This window comes from Streptomyces sp. NPDC030840 (assembly GCF_055572015.1).
Genome location: NZ_JBVIEE010000013.1, coordinates 12,282 through 36,298 on the forward strand (window position 1 = coordinate 12,282; position 24,017 = coordinate 36,298).

The 24,017-nt window shown below is 73.4% G+C and carries 21 protein-coding genes; 15 read left to right on the forward strand and 6 right to left on the reverse strand.

Going from position 1 to position 24,017, the window contains the following annotated elements; translation table 11 throughout:
* Nucleotides 1-69: 69 nt before the first annotated feature.
* Genes ACZ49J_RS26240 through ACZ49J_RS26255 form a run of 4 tightly spaced genes read right to left on the reverse strand, consistent with a single transcriptional unit; the run spans nt 70 to nt 4,377 of the window.
* On the reverse strand, nt 70-1,257 hold the full coding sequence (locus ACZ49J_RS26240) for an ABC transporter ATP-binding protein (protein WP_467451853.1): 1,188 nt from the start codon (nt 1,255-1,257) through the stop codon (nt 70-72).
* Nucleotides 1,258-1,296: 39 nt separating this feature from the next.
* Complete coding sequence (locus ACZ49J_RS26245; protein WP_467451854.1) at nt 1,297-2,130, reverse strand: carbohydrate ABC transporter permease; 834 nt, start codon at nt 2,128-2,130, stop codon at nt 1,297-1,299.
* A complete protein-coding gene (locus ACZ49J_RS26250) occupies nt 2,130-3,083 on the reverse strand; it encodes a carbohydrate ABC transporter permease (protein ID WP_467451855.1) in 954 nt (317 codons plus the stop codon). The genes ACZ49J_RS26245 and ACZ49J_RS26250 overlap by 1 nt, the downstream gene beginning before the upstream one ends.
* A 49-nt stretch (nt 3,084-3,132) precedes the next feature.
* Nucleotides 3,133-4,377, reverse strand: a complete 1,245-nt coding sequence (locus ACZ49J_RS26255) for an ABC transporter substrate-binding protein (protein WP_467452022.1) — start codon at nt 4,375-4,377, stop codon at nt 3,133-3,135.
* A gap of 333 nt (nt 4,378-4,710) precedes the next feature.
* On the opposite strand from ACZ49J_RS26255, the gene ACZ49J_RS26260 reads away from it, so the two are divergent.
* Nucleotides 4,711-6,006: an ATP-grasp domain-containing protein gene (locus tag ACZ49J_RS26260; RefSeq protein ID WP_467451856.1), complete on the forward strand. Its 1,296-nt coding sequence runs from the start codon at nt 4,711-4,713 to the stop codon at nt 6,004-6,006.
* Between the two features lie 38 nt (nt 6,007-6,044).
* Nucleotides 6,045-8,093 (forward strand): CocE/NonD family hydrolase, encoded by a 2,049-nt coding sequence (locus tag ACZ49J_RS26265; RefSeq protein ID WP_467451857.1) that lies wholly within the window; start codon nt 6,045-6,047, stop codon nt 8,091-8,093.
* Between the two features lie 59 nt (nt 8,094-8,152).
* Here the strand turns inward: ACZ49J_RS26265 and ACZ49J_RS26270 are convergent, their stop codons facing one another.
* Complete coding sequence (locus ACZ49J_RS26270; RefSeq protein WP_467451858.1) at nt 8,153-8,383, reverse strand: DUF5133 domain-containing protein; 231 nt, start codon at nt 8,381-8,383, stop codon at nt 8,153-8,155.
* Between the two features lie 391 nt (nt 8,384-8,774).
* Complete coding sequence (locus tag ACZ49J_RS26275) at nt 8,775-9,263, reverse strand: DUF5709 domain-containing protein (protein WP_467451859.1); 489 nt, start codon at nt 9,261-9,263, stop codon at nt 8,775-8,777.
* Nucleotides 9,264-9,467: 204 nt separating this feature from the next.
* Between ACZ49J_RS26275 and ACZ49J_RS26280 the strand changes: the two genes are divergently transcribed.
* From ACZ49J_RS26280 to ACZ49J_RS26340, 13 genes are all read left to right on the forward strand, one after another.
* Nucleotides 9,468-10,157, forward strand: coding sequence for a GAF and ANTAR domain-containing protein (locus ACZ49J_RS26280; protein ID WP_467451860.1), 690 nt, complete (start codon nt 9,468-9,470; stop codon nt 10,155-10,157).
* Nucleotides 10,158-10,252: 95 nt separating this feature from the next.
* Nucleotides 10,253-10,579, forward strand: coding sequence for a plasmid stabilization protein (locus ACZ49J_RS26285; RefSeq protein WP_467451861.1), 327 nt, complete (start codon nt 10,253-10,255; stop codon nt 10,577-10,579).
* 24 nt (nt 10,580-10,603) lie between these two features.
* Nucleotides 10,604-11,614, forward strand: coding sequence for an SDR family oxidoreductase (locus tag ACZ49J_RS26290; RefSeq protein ID WP_467451862.1), 1,011 nt, complete (start codon nt 10,604-10,606; stop codon nt 11,612-11,614).
* A 936-nt stretch (nt 11,615-12,550) separates the two neighbouring features.
* On the forward strand, nt 12,551-13,546 hold the full coding sequence (locus ACZ49J_RS26295; RefSeq protein WP_467451863.1) for an NAD-dependent epimerase/dehydratase family protein: 996 nt from the start codon (nt 12,551-12,553) through the stop codon (nt 13,544-13,546).
* Nucleotides 13,547-13,633: 87 nt separating this feature from the next.
* A complete protein-coding gene (locus ACZ49J_RS26300) occupies nt 13,634-15,298 on the forward strand; it encodes a carbamoyltransferase family protein (RefSeq protein ID WP_467451864.1) in 1,665 nt (554 codons plus the stop codon).
* Nucleotides 15,295-16,410, forward strand: coding sequence for a glycosyltransferase family 2 protein (locus ACZ49J_RS26305; RefSeq protein WP_467451865.1), 1,116 nt, complete (start codon nt 15,295-15,297; stop codon nt 16,408-16,410). The genes ACZ49J_RS26300 and ACZ49J_RS26305 overlap by 4 nt, the downstream gene beginning before the upstream one ends.
* Nucleotides 16,407-17,063, forward strand: coding sequence for a D-glycero-alpha-D-manno-heptose-1,7-bisphosphate 7-phosphatase (locus ACZ49J_RS26310; RefSeq protein WP_467451866.1), 657 nt, complete (start codon nt 16,407-16,409; stop codon nt 17,061-17,063). Before ACZ49J_RS26305 ends, ACZ49J_RS26310 begins: the two co-directional genes overlap by 4 nt.
* Nucleotides 17,060-18,142: a glycosyltransferase family 9 protein gene (locus tag ACZ49J_RS26315; protein ID WP_467451867.1), complete on the forward strand. Its 1,083-nt coding sequence runs from the start codon at nt 17,060-17,062 to the stop codon at nt 18,140-18,142. The genes ACZ49J_RS26310 and ACZ49J_RS26315 overlap by 4 nt, the downstream gene beginning before the upstream one ends.
* Nucleotides 18,139-19,104 (forward strand): glycosyltransferase, encoded by a 966-nt coding sequence (locus ACZ49J_RS26320; RefSeq protein ID WP_467451868.1) that lies wholly within the window; start codon nt 18,139-18,141, stop codon nt 19,102-19,104. Before ACZ49J_RS26315 ends, ACZ49J_RS26320 begins: the two co-directional genes overlap by 4 nt.
* Nucleotides 19,101-20,369, forward strand: a complete 1,269-nt coding sequence (locus ACZ49J_RS26325; protein ID WP_467451869.1) for a glycosyltransferase — start codon at nt 19,101-19,103, stop codon at nt 20,367-20,369. The genes ACZ49J_RS26320 and ACZ49J_RS26325 overlap by 4 nt, the downstream gene beginning before the upstream one ends.
* Nucleotides 20,370-20,489: 120 nt before the next feature.
* Nucleotides 20,490-21,152: a D-sedoheptulose-7-phosphate isomerase gene (locus ACZ49J_RS26330; protein WP_467451870.1), complete on the forward strand. Its 663-nt coding sequence runs from the start codon at nt 20,490-20,492 to the stop codon at nt 21,150-21,152.
* Nucleotides 21,149-22,555: a D-glycero-beta-D-manno-heptose 1-phosphate adenylyltransferase gene (rfaE2, locus tag ACZ49J_RS26335; protein WP_467451871.1), complete on the forward strand. Its 1,407-nt coding sequence runs from the start codon at nt 21,149-21,151 to the stop codon at nt 22,553-22,555. Before ACZ49J_RS26330 ends, rfaE2 begins: the two co-directional genes overlap by 4 nt.
* A gap of 33 nt (nt 22,556-22,588) precedes the next feature.
* Nucleotides 22,589-23,671 carry a glycosyltransferase family 9 protein gene (locus ACZ49J_RS26340; RefSeq protein WP_467451872.1) on the forward strand — a complete coding sequence of 361 codons (1,083 nt, stop codon included), beginning with the start codon at nt 22,589-22,591 and terminating at the stop codon, nt 23,669-23,671.
* The last annotated feature ends 346 nt before the right edge of the window (nt 23,672-24,017 follow it).

The following is a 24,017-nucleotide window of genomic DNA, read 5'->3' on the forward strand; positions in this document are numbered from 1 at the left end:
TCCCCCGGTCAAGGGAGACCGCGATGCCCTCGTCCCCCGTCGCTCTTGTACCGTCGCGGTGGCGCCTCCTCAGTCCCCGTTCTCCGGATGCGTGAGGTTCGCTCCCGTCGCCGGGTCGAAGACGTGGGCCTTGGCCATGTCGACCCGCAGTTCCACGGGTTCGCCCTCGCGGGCACGCGTGGCGGCGTCCAGGCGGGCCACGATGTGGTGGGCGTCGGCGCCGGTGTCACGCTGGCCCGAATCCGCGCGGAGCTCCTCCAGTTCGGTGGTGGTCGCGGGCCCGCCCTCCGCCGTGAAGTAGACGTACACATCGGAGCCCAGTGACTCCAGGACCTCGACGGTGACGGTGAAGACCGGACCCTTCCGGCGCCGGTCGTGCGCCAGGGCCACGTCCTCGAACGCCTCCGGTCGCAGTCCGACGATGACCTCACGGGGCGCGTTCTGCCGCTGGAGCGCCTGCCTCGTCCGGTCGTCGAGGCTCAGGTCGCCCAGGGACGAGCGCAGGGTCCCGTCCTGCACGGTGGCGTCCAGGAAGTTCATCGCCGGGGAGCCGATGAAGCCCGCGACGAAGATGTTGCGCGGGTGGTCGTACAGCTCGGCGGGTGTGCCGATCTGCTGGACCAGGCCCTGCCGCATGACCACGACACGGTCGCCCAGCGTCATCGCCTCGGTCTGGTCGTGGGTGACGTACACGGTGGTCGTGCCCAGGCGCCGCTGCAACCGGGAGATCTGGGTGCGCATCTGCACCCGGAGTTTGGCGTCCAGGTTGGACAGCGGTTCGTCCATCAGGAACGCCTTGGGGTCACGGACGATCGCCCGCCCCATGGCCACGCGCTGGCGCTGGCCGCCCGAGAGCTGCGAGGGCTTGCGGTCCAGGTGCTCCGTCAGGTCGAGTACCCGGGCGGCCTCCTCCACCTTGGCGTTGACGGTGGTCTTGTCGACCTTCGCCAGCCGCAGCGGAAAGCCCATGTTCTCCCGGACGTTCATGTGCGGGTACAGGGCGTAGCTCTGGAACACCATGGCGACGTCGCGCTCCTTGGGAGCGAGGTCGTTGACGACCCGGTCGCCGATGCGCAGGGTCCCCTCGGTGATGTCCTCCAGTCCGGCGATCATGTTCAGGGTGGTGGACTTGCCGCACCCGGACGGACCGACCAGGATCACGAACTCGCCGTCGGCGATGTCGAGGTCCACGTCCTTCACGGCGAGGGCCCCGTCGGGAAAACGCTTGGTGACTCCCTCAAGGATGATCTCGGCCATGGGTGGTGCCTCCTTGCCTCGTGTGCCGTCCGGGCCCGGTCATCCCTTGACCGCCCCGGAGGTCAGTCCGGCGACGATGCGTCGCTGGAAGAGCAGAACGAACACGATGATCGGAATGGTGATCACCACGGCGGCCGCGGCGATCGATCCGGTGGGCTGCTGGAACTGGGAGCTGCCGGTGAAGAACGCGATCGCGGCGGGCACGGTGCGCGCGGCCTCGGTGGAGGTCAGTGAGATCGCGAACAGGAAGTCGTTCCAGCAGAAGATGAACACGAGGATGGCCGTGGTGAACACGCCCGGCGCGGCCAGCGGGACGATGACCATCCGGAACGCCTGCGCGGGTGTGGCGCCGTCGACCTTGGCGGCCTTCTCCAGGTCCCAGGGGATCTCCCGGAAGAAAGCCGACAGGGTGTAGATCGCCAGCGGCAGCGAGAAGGTCATGTACGGGATGATCAGCCCGATCCAGGTGTCGAAGATCCCGATGATCCGCTCGATGTTGAACAGCGGTGACACCAGGGAGATCGGCGGGAACATGGCGATCAGCAGCGACATGCCGATGAGCAGCTGTTTGCCGGGGAAGCGGAGCCGGGCCACCGCGTAGGCGGCCATGGTGCCCAGCACCACGGCGATGGCCGTGGCGATCAGGGCGATGCCGATCGAGTTGAGCAGGGCCCTGGTGAACTCGGAGGTGTCGAAGATGCCTCGGTAGTTCTCCCAGGTCCACTTCCTGGGGATGTAGTTGCCGTCGGTGATGGTGCTGGGGTCCTTGAACGACAGCGCGGCGATCCACCACACCGGGAACAGGGCGTACAGGATCACCACCACGTTGATGACGGTCCAGCGGGCGGTGTGCGTCTTGCCTACGGCGGCCATCAGCGCTTCACCTCCGCGCCGGGTGCGGCCGCGCCGAACAGTTTGACGAAGGCGAAGGCGATGATCCCGACACAGATGAAGATCAGGACCGAGACCGCCGAGCCGATGCCGAGGTTCAGCGCGGTGAACAGGTTGTCGTAGCCGAGGATCGAGACGGAGCCGGTGTCCTGGGCGCCCGCGGTCAGGATGTAGATGTTGTCGAAGATCCGGAACGCGTCCAGCGTGCGGAAGAGCAGGGCCACCAGGATGGCCGGCTTCATCAGCGGGATCATGACCTTGGTGAAGCGCTGCCAGGCGGTGGCGCCGTCGACCATGGCCGCCTTGAGGGTCTCCTCGGGGACCAGGGCGAGGCCCGCGAGCAGCAGCAGGGCCATGAACGGCGTGGTCTTCCACACCTCGGCGAGGATGATGATCCACAGGGCGGGCCACTGCTTGGTCAGCGGGGCCTCTCCGCTGGGCAGCAGCTCGGCCAGGTAGCCGAGTTCGGGCGTCCAGGCGTACTGCCAGGAGAAGGCGGCGACGACGGTGACGATGCCGTAGGGGATGAGGACCATGGTGCGCACCGTGCCGCGTCCGAAGATCGCCCGGTGCATCACCAGGGCGATCGCCATGCCGAGGACCAGCTCGATGGCGACCGACACGGCGGTGATGAACAGGGTGACCCAGAAGGCGTCCCACCAGTACGGGGAGGTCAGCACGGCCCCGTAGTTGCTCAGGCCCACCCACTCCGCCTGGCCCGGGAAGCGCAGGTCGTACCGCTGGAGGGAGAGGTAGACGGCGTACCCGATGGGGTAGGCGGTCACGGCGAGCATGACGATCACGGCCGGTGCGCACAGCAGCCAGCCGAGCCGCCGCTCCTGGCGCGCGCCTGCCGAGACCGCCGCACGTCCCTTCCGCGTCTGCTCCGCCTCCGGGGGCGTCGGGACTCCGGCCGGTTCCGCCTGCATGCTCATCTCGGACCGCCGCGGTGTGTGCCGGCGGGGTGGTGCGGGAGGTGGTGGTTCACGGGATCACGCCCTCGGATCGCAGAGCCTCGTCGATCTGTTCCCTGATGGTGTCGACCGCGCTCTCCGGCTCGATCCCGGACGGCGGGGACAGCGTGTGCGAGATCGTGATCGAGATGTTCTGGTACGCCGGAGTGAGCGGGCGCACGCTCGCCGACTCCAGCGCGGCCAGCACCTCCTTGGCGAACGGGTACGCCTTGACGAGCGCCGGGTCGTCGTACAGGTCGCGCAGGGTGGGCGGCAGTCCGCCCTCGACCGCGGCGGTGAGCTGGTTCTCCCGGTTGCGCAGGCACAGGGCGGCCTCGAAGGCCAGGTCGGGGTGGCGCGAGTAGGCGCTCACGGCGAGGTCGATGCCGCCGATGGTGGGCCGCGACGGGCGGTCCGCGTCGACCCGGGGGTACGGGGCCCAGCGGAAGACCCTGAACAGCTCCGGGTTGTTGGCCTGCATCGACGGATAGACGAACGGGTAGTTGAGCTCGAACGCGGCCACCCCCGACTCCATCGCGAGCCGGTTCTGGTCCTCCATCTGGTTGGACAGGGAGGGGTCCGCGGCCGGGGAGTCCGCCAGGTCACGCATGATCCGGGCGGCCCGTACGGCGGGAGGGCCGAGGGAGGGCCCGGTCGCGTTCGCGTTGAGGATGGAGCCGCCCGCGCTGTTGACCAGCGTGTTGAACCAGACGGTCAGGCCCTCGTACTGGGCCCCCTGGATCTCCACGTAGTGCGGCTTGCCCTGCCGGGCGAGGTCGCGGGCCATGCCGATCATCTCGGCCCACGTCCTGGGCGGGGTGGGCACGAGGTCCTCGCGGTACCACAGGAGCTGGGTGTTGGTGTTGTACGGGACGGCGTACAGCTTGTTCTTCCAGGTCGCGGTCTGCAGCGGTACGCGCAGGGTGCCCTCGACGGCCCGCTGCTTCGCCGTCCCCGTCCACTCCCGGATCCAGCGGGCCTCGGCGAACTCCGCCGCCCAGGTGACGTCGAGGCCCAGGATGTCGAGCGAGTCGTCCTCGGCGGCGAGCCGGCGGACCATCTGCTGGCGCTGGCCGTCGGCGGCTCGCGGGAGCTTGTTGTAGCTGATCCGGTAGCGGCCGCCGGAGGCCTGGCTGCACCGGTCGGCCGCCTTCTGCAGCGCGCCGGAGTCGTCGGGGAAGTTGTACCAGTTCAGGGTGGGCCGGCCGCCGCCCTCGTCACTGCCGCAGGCGGCGAGCACCGAGGCCAGCAGCGGCAGTACGGCGAACGCGCGCAGCCATCGCGTCCCCCTGGGGCGCGCCTTCGTACCCGGGACCGGCCGGCAGCCGCATCTGGCGTGCACGCGCTCCACACCTCGCTTCCGGGACGGTGGCACGGACAGGACTCGCACCTCGCGGTGCTTCTCTCCCTGGGAACGCTAAACACCACATAGACCAACATCAAGGACATATCGGATGAAATTACTGACCGGAACCGTCCGCCGTGGCCCGCGGGCTCCTCCGGGGCCGCAGTCCTCCGCCGCCGTCCTGATCTGATTGACCGTCGCGTGCAGGGGTACTCCGACGATCTTGGGAGGCCGGGCCGCCGGCCGGAGACCGGAAGGAGAGCCGTGCCTGGAGAGAAGACGAGGAACGTCTTCGTGATCGGGCTCGACGAGGCCAATCTGCCGACACTCCGGCAGGTCCCGGGAGCCCGTTCGCTGCGCTTTCACCAGCTGCTGACGGTCGAGGAACTTCAGGTCGGCGAGGCGGACCTGCCCGCGCTGATCGACAAGGCCCAGGGCGTGCTGGACGCCTTCGACGGCAGCATCGACGCGATCGTCGGCTACTGGGACTTCCCCGTCAGCACACTCGTGCCGATTCTGAGCGAACGCTACGGCACCCGCAGCACCAGCCTCGAGTCCGTGGTCAAGTGCGAGCACAAGTACTGGAGTCGGCTGGAGCAGCAGAAGGTCACCGACCGGCACCCGCGCTTCGACAAGGTCGACCTGGAGGCCGACCCGCCGCGGCCGCCCGGGAACGTCGGGTTCCCGATGTGGGTCAAGCCGGCGCTGTCGTACTCCTCCGAACTCGCCTTCGGTGTCGGCGACGAGCGGGAGTTCCGCACGGCCGTGGGCGAGATCCGCGAGGGCATCGCCCGGATCGGCCGCCCCTTCGAGCACATCCTCGAATGCGTCGACCTGCCACCGGAGATGGACGGCGTCGGTGGCCGGGTCTGCCTGGCGGAGGAGGCGCTGTCCGGCGTTCAGGTCGCCGTCGAGGGCTACGTCCACCAGGGTGAGGTGACGGTCTACGGGGTCCTGGACTCCATCAACTACCCGGATTCCCCCTGCTTCCTGCGCCACCAGTACCCCTCGACGCTGCCGCAACCGGTCATCGCGCAGCTCCACGACGTCTCCGAGCGCGTGATGCGGCAGATCGGCATGGAGTCGGCCACCTTCAGCATCGAGTACTTCTACGACCCGCGGACGCGGGAGATCGGCCTGCTGGAGATCAACCCCCGGCACTCCCAGTCGCACGCCGAGCTGTTCCAGTACGTCGACGGTGTGCCCAACCACCACTGCATGATCGGACTCGCCCTAGGCGAGGACCCGCGCATGCCGCACCGCCAGGGGCCGTACGACATGGCGGCGAAGTGGTACTACCGCTGGTTCACCGACGGCGTGGTGCGCCGTGTCCCCGGGCCCGAGGACATCGCCCGTATCGAGCGGGAGACCCCCGGTGTACGCATCGAGGTGGTCCCCGAGGAGGGCGGGCGGCTCTCGGAACTCCCCCAACAGGACAGCTACAGCTACGAGTTGGCCCACATCTTCACGGGTGGGGCAAACGAGGAGGAGCTGCGGGAGAAGTACGACCACTGCGTGGCCGCCCTGGGTCTCGCCTTCGACGAGGTCCCGGCGGAGTGACGCGGTCCCCGTGAGAGTTCAAGGAGGACTTCGGTCCCATGCGTTATGTGACCAACCTGCCGTACGCGACGAAGGAAGAAGAACACGTCACGATCCCCATGTCCGACGGGGTCCGCCTCTCGGCACACATCTGGCGCCCCACCTCCTCGGACCAGGAGCCGGTGCCCGCGGTGCTCGAGTACATCCCGTACCGCAAACGCGACCTCACGGCCGTACGGGACTCGATCCACCACCCGTACATCGCCGGGCACGGCTACGCCTGCGTCCGCGTCGACCTGCGCGGCACCGGCGACTCGGAAGGGGTGCTGCGGGACGAGTACCTGGAGCGGGAGCAGGCCGACGCCGAGGAGGTCCTGGCCTGGCTGGCGGAGCAGCCGTGGTGCGACGGCGGTACGGGGATGATGGGCATCTCGTGGGGCGCGTTCGCCGCTCTGCAGGTGGCGGCCCGCCGGCCGCCGAGCCTGAAGGCGATCGTCATCGCCTCCTTCACCGACGACCGGCACGCCGACGACATGCACTACATGGGCGGCGCCCTGCTGTCGGACAACCTGGCCGAGGCGGGCACCATGTTCGCCTACGGCACCTGCCCGCCGGACCCGGCCGTGGTCGGCGACCGCTGGCGCGAGATGTGGCGCGAACGGCTGGAGAACACCGAACCCTGGGTCCTCCAGTGGCTGCGCCACCAGCGCCGCGACGACTACTGGCGGCACGCCTCGGTGTGCGAGGACTACAAGGCGGTGCTCTGCCCGGTCCTGGCCTCCAGCGGGTGGGCGGACGGCTACTCCAACGCGGTGACGAGGCTGCTCGGCAATCTCGACGTGCCCCGCAAGGGACTGATCGGCCCCTGGTCGCACAAGTTCCCCCACCTCGGCGAGCCCGGCCCCGCCATCGGCTACCTCCAGGAGGTCGTGCGGTGGTGGGACCACTGGCTCAAGGGTGCCGACAACGGCGTCATGGACGGCCCGATGCTGCGGACGTGGATGCAGGACAGCGTGCCGCCCTCCACCGCGTACGAGGAGCGGCCGGGACGCTGGGTCGGTGAGCCCGACTGGCCCTCCCCGCACATCACGCCGGTCACCCATCCCCTCACCCGGCACAGGATCGGACCTCCGGACGACGGTGACGCGACGGGCGCGGGAGGAGAACCCGAGGGCGACGCGCTGACCGTGCAGTCACCGCTGTCCGTCGGCCAGTTCGCGGGCAAGTGGGCCTCCTACAACGCGCCGCCGGACCTGCCGTACGACCAGCGCGAGGAGGACGGCGGTTCCCTCGTCTTCGACAGCGAGCCCCTCACCGAACGGCTGGAGATCCTCGGCTCACCGAGCGTGGAACTCGATCTGTCGGTCAGCGAACCGGTCGCCATGGTGGCGGCGCGCCTGTCCGACGTGAGCCCCGACGGCGCCGCGACCCGCGTCTCGTACGGACTGCTGAACCTCACCCGCCGCGACAGCACGGAGTCCCCCGAGCCGCTGGAGCCGGGCCGGCGCTACCGGGCCACCATCCCGCTGAACGGACTGGCGCAGTCGTTCCCGCCCGGCCACCGCGTCCGGCTCTCCCTGTCCACGTCGTACTGGCCCCTGGCCTGGCCGCCGCCGAAGCCCGCGCTGCTCACCGTCCACGAGCGCTCCAGCACGCTCACCCTGCCGGTGCGCCCGCTGGACGAACCCGACGAGGTACCGCCGAGCCCCTTCGGCGAACCCGAGGGCACCCCGCCGCTCACCACGAGCCAGGTGACGCCCCCGGAGGAGAGCTGGGAGGTCAGGCGGGACCTGGTCGGTTACCGCTCCGCACTCGACATCGTGAAGGACCGCGGCACGGTCCGTTTCGAGGAGATCGGTCTGGACGCCGGCCGCCGCGCCCACGAGCGCTACACGGCGGTCGCCGACGACTTCACCTCGGTCAGCGGGGAGTCCACCTGGACCATGCGGTTCCAGCGGGACGACTGGGACGTCGAGGTGGTGACGCACACGGTGCTCAGGTGCGACGAGACGGACTTCTTCGTCGACGCGACCCTCGACGGCTACGAGGCCGGGCACCGGGTCTTCTCCCGCACCTGGAACGAGAAGGTGCCGCGCGATCTGCTGTAGCACGCGCCGGGGACCGCCGCAGGGCCCGCCGCCTCCTGGCGGCGGGCCCTGCGGGGATGTCAGACCTCCGCGATGAGGGAGTCGTCCTCGGGGTGGGCTCCGGGCAGTTGGTGGCGGGCGGCTATCAGCGCGGCGTCGATGTCCCGGGTGCCGGTGGCGATGCACAGGGTGTAGGAGATGTCGTCCAGGCGCTGGCGTGCCCGGTCGCCGCCGTCCTCGGCGTGGAGAGCGCGCAGGGTCCTGTACTGCTCGAACAGGTCGGCGAGGACGGCGGGGTGGGCCATGAGCATGGGTGCTCCTCCCTTTACACGAGCTGGGGCGGGGGCCGGCCGGGCGGAGGCCTGTTCCTGGTGTGCGAGAAGCCGCCGGGGCGGCGGCGCGGCGGGCGCGCGACGGCTTCTGGGCGCGGTCGATCCGCTGGTCATGGAGTCGGTGTTCCTCCCGTCTCACGGTCGTCGGACAGTCGCGGGAGGGCCTTGGACGACGCACACCAGAGCGCAGCCGATGTCCGGCCGCTCCCGCGGTGGGCCTGTGATCCCAAGCACCTGCCGGGCCGGTTGCCCTCGTCGGGGTGGATCAAACCGCTGCCCGTGAAACCGGGTGCCGTCACCGGGCGCCCGGGCCGTGAGCTGTAACGGGGCCGTCGTCGCGGGCGCGCCGGCGTCCGCTCTCGGTGACGTGTCACTCTCCACGCTCGTCCGCCGGTGGCAGCTGGTCGTCCGGCACCACGTGGACGGCGGCTTCCTCGGCGCCCGCCGCGCCGCCGTCGATGCCCTGGTCCTCGGCCACGAGTTCCTTGGTGGTGTCCGTGCGCGTGCCCTCGTCCGGCGCCACCAGGCGGCCCGAGCGGTCCGCGCCGGCCTCCGGGTCGCGCGGTTCGCCCTCGCCGCCGGGCAGGTCGCCCACGCCGTCCCCGGCCGGCGCCTCCACGTCGGGGACCTCCTGCCGCAACCTGTCGTCGAGGGACTCGCCCTCGTGCTGCTCGGCGGCGGTGGTGCCCGTCTTGGTGACGCCCAGGGGCTTCTCCGGCGGGGAGTATCCCTCGTCGAGCATGTCGTCGTAGGTGCGCTCGTCCACCGCGTCCTGAAGGTCCAGCGGAGCGGCGTCCTCCTGCTCCTCGTTGTCACCGGTGGGCTGGTAGGCGTCGTCCGCCATGTTCTCCTCGCTCATGTCCGCCTCCTCGGTCGGTGATCGGTCGGTGCTTCCCGTGGGGAGTACCGAGTACCCGGCGCGTGATGCCTGGCGCGGCCCGGCCGGGATGCGGGTCCACCCACCGCGGGGGAGGCTGGTGCCTTCCCGGGAACCGACGCGAGGCTCACGGGGAAAGCTGGGTAGACGGCTTGCTCCGGCAGTGGCGAGATGCGGAGGCAAGGAATGGACTGGGCTGGGTTCGCACAGCAGATGGCGTCGTTGGCGCGGGACCTGCTGGCTCAGGAATCGGTCGACGCCACGCTGAGCAGGATCACCGCCTCGGCCACCGAGCTGGTGGAGGGCTGCGACGCGGCCGGAATCCTCATGCTGCACGACAGGGCGGTGGAGTCCCTGGCCCCCACGGACGAGCTGGTCGTCGCCAGCGACCAGTTGCAGGAGCGCCTGGGAGAGGGGCCGTGCTTCGAGGCCGCCCGCGCCCCTCAGGGCGAACGTGTGTTCCGCATCCGGGACCTCACCCTGGAACAGCCGCACTGGCCCGCCTACGCCCCGGGGGCCCGCAGTCTGGGTGTGGGCAGCATGATGGGCTTCCTGCTGTTCACCGAGGACGAGAACCTCGGTGCGCTCAACCTGTACTCGCGCAGTCCCGGCGCCTTCACCGAGGCCAGCGAGCTGGCCGGCTGGCTGCTGGCCTCCCACGCCGCGGTGGCCTTCTCCAGCGCCCGCACCCACGCACAGCTGGAACGGGCCGTCGCCACACGCCACGTCATCGGCGAGGCCATGGGCATCCTCATGGGCAGCCACCGCCTCAGCGAGGAGGAGGCGTTCGACGTGCTCCGGCGTTTCTCGCAGCAGCACAACGTCAAGCTCCGTGAGGTCGCCCGCCGGGTCTGCGAACAGGGCAGCCTCTCCTGACACCAGGCCGGCCGGGGCCGGCGGCGCGGTTCGCGCCGGGAGGGCGGGGTACTCGCGGGAGCGCTTGAGAGGGGAGTCCAGAGAGGAGTTCCGCCATGCCCGCAGGATCGAGCCGAAAGCGCGAGCGGCAGTACGAGCACATCAAGGAGAGCGCCGAACAGCGCGGCGAGTCCACCGGCCGGGCGAAGGAGATCGCCGCACGCACGGTGAACAAGGAGCGGGCCCGCTCCGGCGAGTCCCGCACCGCGAGCAAGACCTCCACCCGCGATCCCAAGTCCGCGTCCCAGCGCGGCGGCCAGCGCTCCCACCGGGGCGCCGAGGGTCCCACCAGGGACCAGCTGTACGAGGAGGCGAAGAAGCGCAACATCGAGGGCCGTTCCTCCATGAACAAGCAGCAGCTGCAGAAGGCGCTCGGCCGCTGACCCCGCCGGCCCACGGCGAGCCGGGTGAGCCGCGGCCGCCTCAGCGGCGCGAAGGCGCGGCGGGGCGCGCACGCATGGCTCGCCGGTTCGCCGTCGGCGACAACCGACCGCACCGACGAGAGGAAAACCTTGCAGTCCGAGCACGAACAGTCCGCACCGCAGGTCGTCTCCGAACCCGCCCCGCCCTACGACTCCGACAAGCAGCGGTGGCCCGGCCTGGAGTCCGACATGCGCACCGCGCCGCGCTACCGGGCGGGCCGGTACCGCGCGAGCGGGAAGCTGGAGGGAAAGGTCGCGCTGATCACCGGCGGTGACTCCGGTATCGGCCGGGCGGTCTCCCTGCTGTACGCGCGGGAGGGCGCCGACGTCGCCATCGTCCATCTGCCGGACGAGCGGGGGGACGCGGAGCAGGTACGGCGCGAGGTGGAGGACCACGGCAGGCGCTGCCTGCTGCTGCCGGGCGACCTCACGGACCCGGCGTTCTGCCGCGAGGCCGTCGAACGGACGGTGGCCGAACTGGGCGGCCTGAACATCCTGGTGAGCAACGCCGCCTACCTCAACAGCAAGCTGGAGCTGGAGCAGCTGACGGCCGACGACTTCGACCGGACCTTCAAGACCAACGTCTACGCGTACTTCCACCTGCTCATGGCGGCCCTGCCCCACTTCGGGCCCGGGGACGCCGTCATCGCCACGGCGACGGAGGAGGCCCTCAAGGGCAGCACCACGATGATCGACTACGCGGCGTCCAAGGCCGCGGTGATCACTCTGACGAAGTCCGTCGCCACGCATCTGGCACAGCGGGGTGTGCGCGCCAACGTGGTGGCGCCCGGACCGACTTGGACGCCGCTGAACGAGGCGGACCGGAACATGCCGCCGGACGGGCTGGCCCACATCGGCAGCGAGGCGCCGCTGGCCCGCGCGGCCCAGCCGGAGGAGATCGCACCGACGTACGTCTACCTCGCCTCCGATGCCGACTCCAGCTACACCGTCGGCGAGGTGATCGCCGTGACGGGCGGCATCGTCGACACGCGCTGACTCGCCGGTCGAGCGCGTCCTCTCCCGTACCCGCGGGCCCGGTTGCCCGCGGACCCGGCTGCCCGCTGCCCGCGGACCCAGCTGTCCGCTGCCCGCGGACCCAGCTGCCCGCACACCAGCTGCCCGCTGCCCGCGGACCCAGCTGCCCGCACACCAGCTGCCCGCTGCCCGCGCACCCAGCTGCCCGCACACCAGCTGCCCGCACACCAGCTGCCCGCTGCCCGCGCACCCAGCTGCCCGCACACCAGCTGCCCGCTGCCCGCGCACCCAGCTGCCCGCTGCCCGCTGTCCGCACGCGGTCTCCTGCCGGTGGCCGGTTGCGGCCGCCCGCGCTCCCGCGCCGTTCCCGCCCCGCCTCAGCGAGAGCTGGAAGACGGTGGCTCGGCGTGCCGACCGCGGCCCACGGGCGGCGTCCCGCGCTGTACGCGCACTCACTGCTGCCGGTCATGGCCGCGGCCCGCCACGGGCGTCGAAGGCCGGCTCACGGGTGCCCGGTCGGTGACGTCCGCTTTCTCAACTGTTACCCCACTCGCCCGTGTGAGTCGTTGTCGAATGGGAACTTCGGTGCGCATGACACTACAAGAACCACCACGCGGTCCCCGCGGCCGCCGGACGCACCGGGCCCGACCCGGTCGCGAGCCGGACCAGCACATGTGAAACTCGTCTTTGGGCGTCCCCCGCCGGCGGTGCGCATCCAGCCACGGCCCGGCGTCGACATGAGGGAACCACGCCGGGGCTCTTCCCAGCCCCCGTGTTTTTCGCCCGTTCCCGCCCGGGGAAACTCCGCGCGGGCCGCCCCAGCGTCGTGGTGGCCCCTTCCGCGGGGCCCCGTGCCGGACCTCTGAAACCGTGAACCGCCGTGAAGCGGTCCGCCGCCATGCCCGCCCGCAGCCCGCAGGGGGCGATACGCCGTCGTCACGCACGGAGGAGATCGCCATGACCACAGCCTTCTCACCGCACGCGAACTGGCAGCACGCCGTCGTCACCGGCGGCGCCGGTTTCGTCGGTTCGCATTTGTGTACGACACTGCTGGACTCGGGCGTGGAGGTCACCTGCGTCGACGACCTCAGTACCGGCCGCCTCGACAACATCGCCGCTCTCCTCGACCGACCCGGATTCACACTGGTGGAGGCCAACGTCGCGGAGGGCATCCCGGTCGACCGGCCCTGCGACCTGGTCCTGCACTTCGCGTCCCCGGCGTCTCCCGCCGACTACCTGCGGCTGCCCCTGCACACGATGGACACCGGCAGCCTCGGCACACGTCACGCCCTGGAGCTGGCCCACGCGTCGGGAGCGCGCTTCCTCCTCGCCTCGACCTCGGAGGTATACGGCGACCCCCAGCAGAACCCGCAGGACGAGGGCTACTGGGGCCGGGTGAACCCCGTCGGGCCACGGAGCGTGTACGACGAGGCCAAACGCTTCGGTGAGGCGCTGACCACCGCCCACGCCGACGCCTTGGGCACCGACACCGGCATCGTGCGCCTGTTCAACACCTACGGGCCGCGGATGCGCGGACACGACGGCCGTGCCGTGCCGACCTTCGTACGGCAGGCGCTCGCCGGTGAGCCCCTCACGGTCACGGGGGACGGGCAGCAGACCCGCTCGCTGTGCTACATCGACGACACCGTGCGGGGGGTGCTCGCGGCGGCCGCCCACGGGATGCGCGGCCCCGTGAACATCGGCAACCCGGGCGAGATCACCATGTTCGACCTCGCCCGGCTGGTCATCACCCTCACCGGGTCACGCTCCGAGATCCGCTTCATCGAACGTCCCACCGACGATCCCGCGCTGCGCTGTCCGGATATCACCCTGGCCCGCGACAAGCTCGGATGGGAGCCACGGACGGCGCCCGTGGACGGGTTGCGCCGCACCATCGACTGGTTCCGCGCCGAGAGGGAGAACGCGGCCCCGCCCCTTCCCACCGGCCCCTGACGCGACTCCCCCGGCAGCCACTGGCCGGGCCGTCGGCTCCTCGCGCACCGGCACCGGCGTCACCCCTCGCCGAAAGGTCTCCCCCTCATGCGCATTCTCGGAATCAACGCGCTCTTCCACGACCCGGCCGCCGCGCTCGTGGTCGACGGCCGTACCGTCGCCGCCGCCGAGGAGGAGCGGTTCTCCCGGCGCAAACACGGGAAACGACCCGTGCCGTTCGCCGCCTGGGAACTGCCCGAGAAAGCCGCCGCCTGGTGCCTGACCCGAGCCGGTCTGCGCCCCCAGGACCTCGACGCGGTCACCTACTCCTACGATCCGCAACTCGCCCGGCCCGCCGGGGAGATGGGCCTCGACGACCCGTGGGACCACCTGCGGCAGACGTACGCGCGGGAAGCCCCCGGCTTCCTCAAGGCGGCACTGCCCGGGCTCGACCCCGGCATCGTCCGCTTCGTACCGCACCACATGGCCCATGCCGCGTCGAGCGCGTTCGCCGCGCCGGACGCCGGGGACTCCTCCGTGCTGGTGCTGGACGGCCGCGGCGAACGCGCCTCGCACCTGGCCGCGCACCGCGTCGGCGACCGTCTCGAACCCCTGCACGCGCAGGAGCTGCCCCATTCCCTGGGCCTGGTGTACGAGGAGCTGACCGAACACCTCGGATTCCTGCGCTCCTCCGACGAGTTCAAGGTGATGGCCCTCGCCTCGCACGGCACCCCGCGCATGCTGCCCGAGCTGCGCCGCCACGTGTACCCCACCGGCGACGGCGGGTTCCGTGCCACGAGCGTGCCCTGGCACGAGCTGTGCCCTCCGCGCGGCCCGGACGAGCCGTGGACGCAGGCGCACGCCGACGTCGCGGCCAGTGCCCAGGCCGTGCTGGAGGAGACGCTGCTCGACCTCGCGCGCTGGCTGCACGGCAGGACGCACGACAGCACCCTCACCCTCGCCGGGGGCGTCGCGCTGAACTGCGTCGCCAACTCCCGGATCGCCCGCGAGGGCCCCTTCGACCGGGTGTGGGTGCAGCCCGCCGCCGGTGACGCCGGGACGGCGCTGGGCAGCGCGCTGCTGCTCGCGGCGACCGAGGGCGAGCAGCCCGAGCCCATGCCGGGCGCGGATCTGGGCCGGGACTGGTCGGACGCGGAACTCGGCGCCTGGCTGAAGACGGCGGGCGTGCCCTTCGAGCGGCCGGCGGACATCGCGGCCACCGTGGCCCGCACGCTGGCGGACAACGGCATCGTCGCCTGGTTCCAGGGCCGCTCCGAGTACGGCCCGAGGGCACTGGGACACCGCTCACTGCTGGCGCACCCCGGGCACGCGGGCAATCTGGAGCGGCTCAACGACGTCAAGGGCCGCGAGCAGTTCCGGCCGGTGGCGCCCATGGTCCTCGCCGACCGGGCCGGAGAGATCTTCGACGGCCCGCTGCCGAGCCCGTACATGCTGTTCGTGCACGACGTGGCCCCCGGGTGGCGCGAGCGGATCCCGGCCGTCGTGCACGTCGACGGGACCGCCCGCATCCAGACCGTGGACGCCGCGCGGGAGCCCCTGGTGGCCCGCGTGCTCGGCAGGTTCGAGGAGCTGACCGGGCTGCCCGTGGTGGTCAACACCAGCCTGAACACCGCGGGCCGGCCGATGGTGGACGATCCGCGGGACGCGCTGGAGTGCTTCGGCTCGTCCCCCGTCGACCTGCTGGCGATCGGCCCGTACGCGGTGCGGCGCCAGGGCCTCTTCGGAACCGGCGGTGAAGGGGGGACCCGATGAGCGACTTCGCCCGACAGGGGCGCGCCCACCTCGAGGACCGGCCGGACCCGGGTGACGGCGACGTCACGTACGCCGTGGTGGTTCCGACGCTCGGGCGGCCGAGCCTGCGGACCTGTCTCGACGCGCTGGCCCGGGCCACGGGGCCCCGGCCGGCCCGGGTGATCGTCGTCGACGACCGTCGGGAGCCGGGCGGCGCCCCGCTCGACGCGGACGTTCCCCCACTGCTGCGGGACATCACGACCGTGGTGGAGGGACCCGCCCGGGGCCCGGCCGCCGCGCGCAACGCCGGATGGTGGGCCGCGGGCCGCGTCCCCTGGATCGTCTTCCTCGACGACGACGTGGTGCCCGGCCCCACCTGGGCGGACGACCTCGCCCTCGACCTCGCGGCGGCCCCGCCCGACAGCGCCGGGGTGACCGCCCGGATCGACGTGCCGCTTCCCCAGGGGCGGCGGCCCACCGACTGGGAGCGCAACACGGCGGGACTGGCCACCGCCCGGTGGATCACCGCCGACATGGCGTACCGCAGGGAGGCGCTGGAGGCCGTCGGCGGCTTCGACGAACGGTTCCGGCGGGCCTTCCGGGAGGACGCGGACCTCGCGCTGCGTGTCCTGGGCTCCGGCCGGCGGCTGACCGCCGGGACCCGCGTGACACGGCACCCCGTACGGCCGGCGGACCGCTGGATCTCCGTACGGCAGCAGGCGGGCAACGCCGACGACGTACTGATGCGGCGGCGGCACGGCCGTGACTGGTGGGACCGCGCGGGCGCGCCACGGGGGCGCCTGCCCGGCCACCTCGCGGTGACCGCGCTCGCCGTGACCGCCCTGGCCTGCGCCGCTCTCGGCCGGCGCCGTGCCGCCGCGGCCTGTGCCGCCGGCTGGCTGGCCGGCACCGCGGAGTTCGCCCTCGCGCGGATCACGCCGGGGCCGCCTACCCGGGACGAGATCGTCACCATGGCGCTGACCAGCGTCGCCATCCCGCCCGTCGCCGGCTGGCACCGGCTGCGCGGTGAGGTTCTGCACCGGGGTACGGCGGCGTTCCGCCCGGACGCGTCACCTGCGCTCGCGGAGCGGGAACCGCGAGAAGCGCGAGCAGGGGAAGGAGTGGGCTCATGACCGGCCGCCCCTGGCTGTTCGCGACCGGCGACCGCCTGCCGCCGCCCCCGGGCCCTCAGGACGCCGCCCTCCCGGGTGCCGTGCTCTTCGACCGGGACGGCACCCTGGTGGCCGACGTTCCCTACAACGGAGATCCCGCGCGGGTACGCCCCATGCCCTCGGCGGCGGAGGCCGTCGCGTCCGTACGCGAGCGGGGCATCCCCCTCGGCGTCGTGAGCAACCAGTCGGGTGTCGCCCGCGGCCTGCTGACGTACCGGCAGGTGCGGGCGGTGCAGCGGCGAATGGAGGAGCTGCTCGGCCCGTTCGCCGTGTGGGCGGTGTGCCCGCACGGCCCCGACGACGGCTGCGCCTGCCGCAAGCCCGCCCCGGGCCTGGTGCTCGCCGCCTGCCGCCGGCTCGGTGTGCGGGCCCGGGACACCGTCGTCATCGGGGACATCGGCGCCGACATGGCCGCCGCCCGTGCCGCGGGCGCCCGCGGGGTCCTGGTGCCGACCCCCGTGACCCGGCGCGAGGAGATCGCCGCCGCCGCCAGTGTGGCCGACGACCTGCTCGGCGCGGTGCGGCTGGCACTGGGAGCGGAGAGCGCCGTCGGCCGGGCCGTCGCGCGATCCGGGACGTCTCCCGGCGGCGCGGAGGCGGGAGGCCGGCCATGAGTCCCGCCACCGCTCTCCCCCGCACACTCGTCGTCCGCCTGGACAGCGCCGGTGACGTGCTGCTGGCCGGCCCCGCCGTCCGCGCGGTGGCCGCGGGCTCCTCCCGCACGGCACTGCTGTGCGGGCCTTTGGGTGTCTCGGCCGGGCGGATGCTCCCGGGCGTGGACGAGGTGATCGAGTACGACGCCCCCTGGGTGGGCCTCGATCCGGCGGCGGTGTCGCGGGCGGCGACGGACCGGCTGGTCAAGGAGCTGTCGGCTCGCCACTTCGACCGCGCCCTGGTGCTGGTGTCGTACCATCAGAGCCCCCTGCCGATCGCGTTGCTGCTGAAGCTGGCCGGGGTCGGCTGGACCGCCGCGGACAGCGAGGACTACCCGGGCGCCCTGCTCGACCTGCGCCACCACCGGCTGCCCCGCCGTCACGAGGCGCTGGCCGCCCTCGACCTGGCGCGCGACTCCGGCTTCGCGCTGCCTCCCGGCGACGACGGGGCGCTGCGCGTGAAGCCGCCGCCCGACACCACCCACCTGACCGGTGCCGAGCCGTACGTCGTGCTCCATCCCGGTGCCGCGGTACCGGCCCGGGCCTTCAGCCCCGCCCGTGCCGCACGGGCCGCGGCCGCCCTGTCCGCCGCCGGCCACCGAGTGGTGGTCACCGGGGGCCCGGGCGAGCGGGACCTGACCTCGTACGTGGCGGGCGGGCACGCCCTGGACCTCGGCGGGGCCACCGATCTGCGGCAGCTTGCGGGGGTCCTGGCCGGGGCGCGTGTGGTGGTGGCCGGCAACACCGGGCCGACGCACCTCGCAGCCGCGGTGGGCACCCCCGTCGTGTGTCTGTTCGCACCAGTGGTGCCGGCCGAGCGCTGGGGCCCGTACGGCGTGCCGCACGTCCTGCTCGGGGACCAGGACGCCGCGTGTGCCGGGACCCGGGCCCGGCAGTGCCCGCTGACCGGGCACCCCTGCCTCGACGGGATCGGCGACCGGCGGCTCCTCGCGGCCGTCGCGGAACTCGGCGGCCCGCCCCGCCGCCCCGACCTGTGCGGCCCCGCCGCGGGCCCGCCTCACCAGGGAGCGACCGTATGAACATCCTGCTGTGGCACGTGCACGGCTCCTGGACGACGGCCTTCGTGCAGGGCCCCCACACCTACCTCGTTCCCGTGACCCCGGACCGCGGGCCGGACGGCCTCGGCCGGGCCCGTACGTTCTCCTGGCCGGCCTCGGTGCACGAGGTGACGCCCGGCGAACTGCGGGAGCACCCGGTGGACCTGGTGGTGCTGCAACGCCCGCACGAACCCGAACTCGCCGAGCGGTGGCTGGGCGGCCGCCGGCCCGGACGTGACGTGCCCGCCGTCTACCTGGAGCACAACGCCCCGGACGGCGACGTCCCGGACACCCGGCACCCGTTCGCCGACCGCGACGACCTGACGCTGGTTCACGTCACCCACTTCAACCGGCTGTTCTGGGACTGCGGCTCCACCCGCACCGAGGTGATCGAGCACGGCATCGTCGACCCGGGGCACCGGTACACCGGACGGCTCGCCCGCGCGGCCGTCGTGGTCAACGAACCGCTGCGGCGCGGCCGTTACACCGGGACCGATCTGCTGCCCGCCCTCGCCGAGGCGGCACCGCTGGACGTGTTCGGCATGCGCACCGAAGGCCTCGCCGCACAGCTGGGCCTGCCCGAGGACCGCTGCCGCGGCGCCGACCTGCCGCAGAGCGACCTGCACGCCGCCATGGCCGACCGCCGCCTGTATCTGCACCCGGTGCGCTGGACGTCGCTGGGCCTGTCGCTGCTGGAGGCGATGCACTTGGGCATGCCGGTCGTGGCCCTCGCCACCACCGAGGCCGTCGAGGCGGTCCCGCCGGGCGCGGGCACCCTGTCCACCCGGCCCGAGGTGCTCGCCCGGGCCGTACGCACCTATCTGGAGGACCCCGGGGCGGCGGCCGACGACGGCGCGCGCGCCCGGCAGGCGGCCCTCGAACGCTATGGGCTCAAGCGCTTCCTGGACGACTGGGAGCGTGTGATGACGGAGGCGCGCACATGAACTCGATCCTCACCCCCTCCCGGCTCGGCAGCGTCTCCCCCGGCCCGCGCCCCAGGTCGATCGCGCTGGTCTCGGAGCACGCGAGCCCCCTCGCCGCCCTCGGCGGGGTGGACGCGGGCGGACAGAACGTCCACGTCGCCGCACTCGCCTCCGCGCTCGCCGACCGCGGCCACGAGGTGACCGTGTACACCCGCCGGGACTCGCCCGACCTGCCCGACCGGGTGGCGCTGCGCGACGGGGTGGAGGTGCACCACGTGCCCGCAGGCCCGCCGGAGCACATCCCCAAGGACGAACTCCTGCCCCACATGGGCGAGTTCGGCCGTCACCTGGTCCGGATGTGGCGGGCCAGGTCCCCGGACGTGGTGCACTCGCACTTCTGGATGTCGGGCCTCGCCTCCCTGCGGGCGACCCGCGAGCTGGGGCTGCCGCTGCTGCACACGTACCACGCGCTGGGCACGGTGAAGCGGCGTCACCAGCAGCTCGCCGACACCAGTCCGCCGCAGCGCATCGCCCTGGAGAAGGAGGTGGGCCTCGGCTGCGACCGGGTCGTCGCCACCTGCCGGGACGAGGTCGACGAGCTCTCCCGGATGGGGGTGCCCGCGAGCAGGGTCGGCATCGTGCCCTGCGGGGTCGACACCGGCCTGTTCACCCCCCGAGGGCCCGCCATGGAGCGGGGCCCGCTCCCCCACCGCATCCTCCAGCTGGGCCGTCTGGTCCCGCGCAAGGGCGCCGCCGTCTCCGTCGCCGCCCTCGCCCGGCTGCCCGACACGGAACTCGTGGTGACCGGTGGTCCCACGGCCGGCGGGCTCGACGACGACCCGGAGGTCCGCAGGCTGCGCGCGCTCGCCGAGGAGGTGGGCGTCGCGGACCGGGTCCGCTTCACGGGCGGCGTGGCCAGCCGGGACGTGCCGCCACTCCTGCGCGGGGCCGACGTGGTGGTGTGCCCCGCGGACTACGAACCGTTCGGCATCGTCCCCCTGGAGGCGATGGCCTGTGCCAGGCCGGTGGTCGCCAGCGCGGTGGGCGGGCAGCTCGACACCGTCGCCGACCCGGCCACCGGACGGCTGGTGCCGCCGCGCGACCCCGAGGCGCTCGCCCGCGCCGTCGGCGAGCTCCTCGCCGACCCCGCGGCCCGCGCGGCCTGCGGGGAGACCGGACGGCGCCGTGTCCTGCGCCGCTACTGCTGGGACCAGGTCGCCGCGGCGACCGAGGAGGCGTACGAGGAGGTCGTCGAGGCCCGGCCCGCCATGACCGGCGTGGTCTGACGGCCCGGCGCGCCGTACCGCGCCGCCCCGGCCACCACGGCACCAAGACCACGAACCCCCAAGGTCCGAAGGAGGTGCGGGTCAGGCCGCCGTCCCCGTGACGCGGCGCACCCGATCGCCATGGCTGAATCCCCCGTGTCCCCCGTACTCGACGCCGCGCGCCTGCACTGCCGGTCCCTGGAACAGACCCTCGGCCGGCTCCGTCACGACGGCCTGGAACGGATCGCGGGATGGGGCGGCCTGCTCGCCGACGTCCTGCCGGCCGGCGGCAGGCTGCTGGCCGCCGGCAACGGCGGCAGCGCCGCCCAGGCCCAGCACCTGACCGCCGAGCTCGTGGGCCGCTACCGGCAGGAGCGGCCCGCGTACTCGGCGATCGCCCTGCACGCGGAGACGTCCAGCATGACGGCCATCGGCAACGACTACGGCTTCGACCACGTCTTCGCCCGGCAGGTCTCCGCCCACGGCCGCCCCGGCGACGTGCTCCTGCTGCTGTCCACGTCCGGCCGCAGCGCCAACCTGATCACGGCGGCGGTCACGGGCCGCCGGGCCGGGCTGCGGGTGTGGGCGATGACCGGGCCCTGGCCCAGCCCGCTGGCCGACGCCGCCGACGAGACGCTCTTCATCGACGCCGACAGCACGGCCACCGTCCAGGAGGCCCATCTGGTCGCGGTCCACCTGCTGTGCGAGTGCTTCGACGCCGCCCTCGGCGGCCCGCTGGGGTCCGCCACGGGCGCGGGCGCCGGAGCGCGCCGTCCGGTCGAGGTCCACGGGAGGGTGTCGTGACCGGGCCGGGGCCGCTCGTGGTCGTCGGGGACGTCCTGCTCGACGAGGACGTCGAGGGCGCGGCGACCCGGCTGTCCCCCGACGCGCCCGCACCCGTCGTCGACGTCACGGGCAGCCGCCGCCGCCCCGGCGGAGCGGGACTGGCCGCGGCACTGGCCGCCCGCGACGGCCGCGAGGTGGTGCTGGTGACCGCGTTGGGCGAGGACGACGCCAGCGAGGCCGTGCGCGGTGAGCTGCGCGGCCGGGTACGGCTCGTCGAACTGCCCCTGGAGGGAACCCTCCCGGTGAAGACCCGGGTCCTCGCGGGAGGCCGCCCCGTCGTCCGGATGGACCGGGGCGGCGGAACGCCCGGCGCACCGGACGCGGCCGTGCGGGAAGCGTTGGACGGGGCGGGCACGGTGCTCGTCGCCGACTACGGCCGGGGCGCCGCGGACGCCGTACGGGATCACCTGGCGGCCCTCGCGCCCCGGACCCCGCTGGTGTGGGACCCGCATCCCAGGGGCGGCGCCCCCGTGCCCGGGGCGCGGCTCGTCACCCCGAACGCGGCCGAGGCGCGTGCCCTGTGCCCGGGTGAGGCCGTCTCGCTGCGGGCGGACGCCGAGCGGGGAGCCGAGCTGGCCGTCCGCTGGCGCGCGGCGGGCGTGGCCGTGACGCTCGGCGAGCGCGGCGCGCTGCTGGCCCGGCCCGGCGGCGGCACGCCGATGCTGGTGCCGGCGCCGTACCGGGCCGTGGGCGATCCGTGTGGTGCGGGTGACTGCTTCGCGGCCACGACGACCGTGGCCCTCGCCGACGGGGCACTCCCCGAGGAGGCCGTGCAGCGGGCCACCGCCGAGGCCGCCGCCTTCGTCTCGGCGGGCGGCGCGGGCAACCCCGGGCTGTGGGACACGGGCCGTGCCCGCGGCCTCGTGGACGAGCCCGGCGGAGACGCGTTCGCCCTGGCCGAGCGGGTCCGGGCGCGCGGGGGCACGGTGGTGGCCACCGGCGGCTGCTTCGACCTGCTGCACGCCGGCCATGTGGGCCTGCTGGAGAGCGCCCGGCGCATCGGCGACTGCCTGATCGTGTGCCTCAACTCGGACGCGTCCCTCACCCGCCGCAAGGGTCCGGGACGCCCGCTCACCCCCCAGGCCGACCGCGCCCGGGTGCTGGCGGCCCTCGGCAGCGTCGACGCCGTCGTGGTCTTCGAGGAGGACACGCCGGAGGCGTTGCTGCGGCGGCTGCGGCCCGACGTATGGGTCAAGGGCGGCGACTACGCCGTGCAGGACCTCCCCGAGGCGGAGGTGCTGCGCGGGTGGGGCGGGCAGGCGGTCGTCCTGCCGTACCTCGACGGCCGCTCGACCACTCTGCTGGCCCGCCGGGCGGCACGGGCCGCGGTGCCCGTCGGGCCGGGCGCGGGCGAGGACTGAGACCGGCCATCGCCATGAGACAGGAGCCCTTCCATGAAACTCGGCCAGTCAGGCCGCCCGGACGCGCCGGACCGCCCCCGGGTGCTGGTGCTGCGGGCGCTGGGGCTCGGTGACCTGCTCACCGCCGTACCCGCGCTCCGGGCCCTGCGACGGCACCTGCCCGGCCACGAGATCGTGCTCGCCGCCCCCGAACGGCTGGCCGCGGCGACGGCGGCGACCGGCCTGGTGGACCGGCTGCTGCCGGCGTACGCCGAGGGGCGTGCCGTGCCGGCGGACCTGGCCTGGACGGGTCCACCGCCCGACCTCGCGGTGGACCTGCACGGCAACGGCCCGCCCAGCCGCCGGCTGCTCCAGCGGCTGGGCCCGCGGCGGCTCTTCGCGTACGCCCAGCCGGGCACCCCCGGATGCCCGGGGCCGGCCTGGCGGGACGACGAGCACGAGCGGGAACGCTGGTGCCGGCTGCTCACCTGGTACGGCATCGAGGCCGACCCGGAGGACCTGGGCATTCCGGCACCGGCGACGCCCTCCCCCGCACCCGGCGCGGTCGTCGTCCACCCCGGTGCCGACGCCGGGGCGCGCCGCTGGCCACCGGAGCGGTTCGCGTCCGTGGCCCGGGAGCTGCGCCGCCGGGGTCACGACGTCGTGGTGACGGCGGGTTCCGGGGAGGCGGAGTGCGCGCGGTGGGTGGCCGCGGCGGCGGGGCTGCCGGCGGGCGCCGTGCTGGGCGGCGCGGAGGGCGACCTGCCGTTCGACCGGCTGGCCTCGCTGGTCGCGGGGGCCGCCTGCGTGGTCGTGGGCGACACCGGGCCGGCCCATCTGGCCACGGCGCTGGGCACGCCGTCGGTCGTCCTGTTCGGCCCGGTCGCACCCCGCCTGTGGGGGCCGCCCTCCCGTCCGCGGCACCGCGTGCTGTGGCACCCGGACGGCGACGACTCGCCCCGGCCCGGCGACGCGCACGGGCGGCTGCCCGACGAACGGCTGCTGCGGATCACCGCCGACGAGGTCGTCGGCGCGGCGCTCGGGCTCCTCGGCACGGCCGACCTGTGCGAACGGGAGCCGGAACACCACCCCGGCGGCGACAACGATCGCGCCCTCGCCCCGGAGGCCTCCCGGTGAGGGCGCGACGGGACGCCGGGACCGGGCACGGGAGCGAGCGCCGACCGCCACCCGGCACGGCCGCGCGCCGGTGGGCGGGCGCGGGTGCGGATGCGGCGGGCGCGGGTGCGGATGCGGCGGGCGCGGGTGCGGATGCGGCGGGTGCGGGTGCGGCGGGTGCTGCGAGTCCTGTGGCTCCTACGAGTCCTGCGGCTCCCGGAGGGCCCGCGGAACCCGCCCGTTCAGGCGGCCGTGCTCAGCCCCGGTCGCGTCGCCGCACCGGGCTCCGCGCCGAGGCCCTGCGGCCCGTGCGCCTCCACGTCCACGACGACTGCTTCCCGGTGACGGCGCGACCGGACGCCGGCAG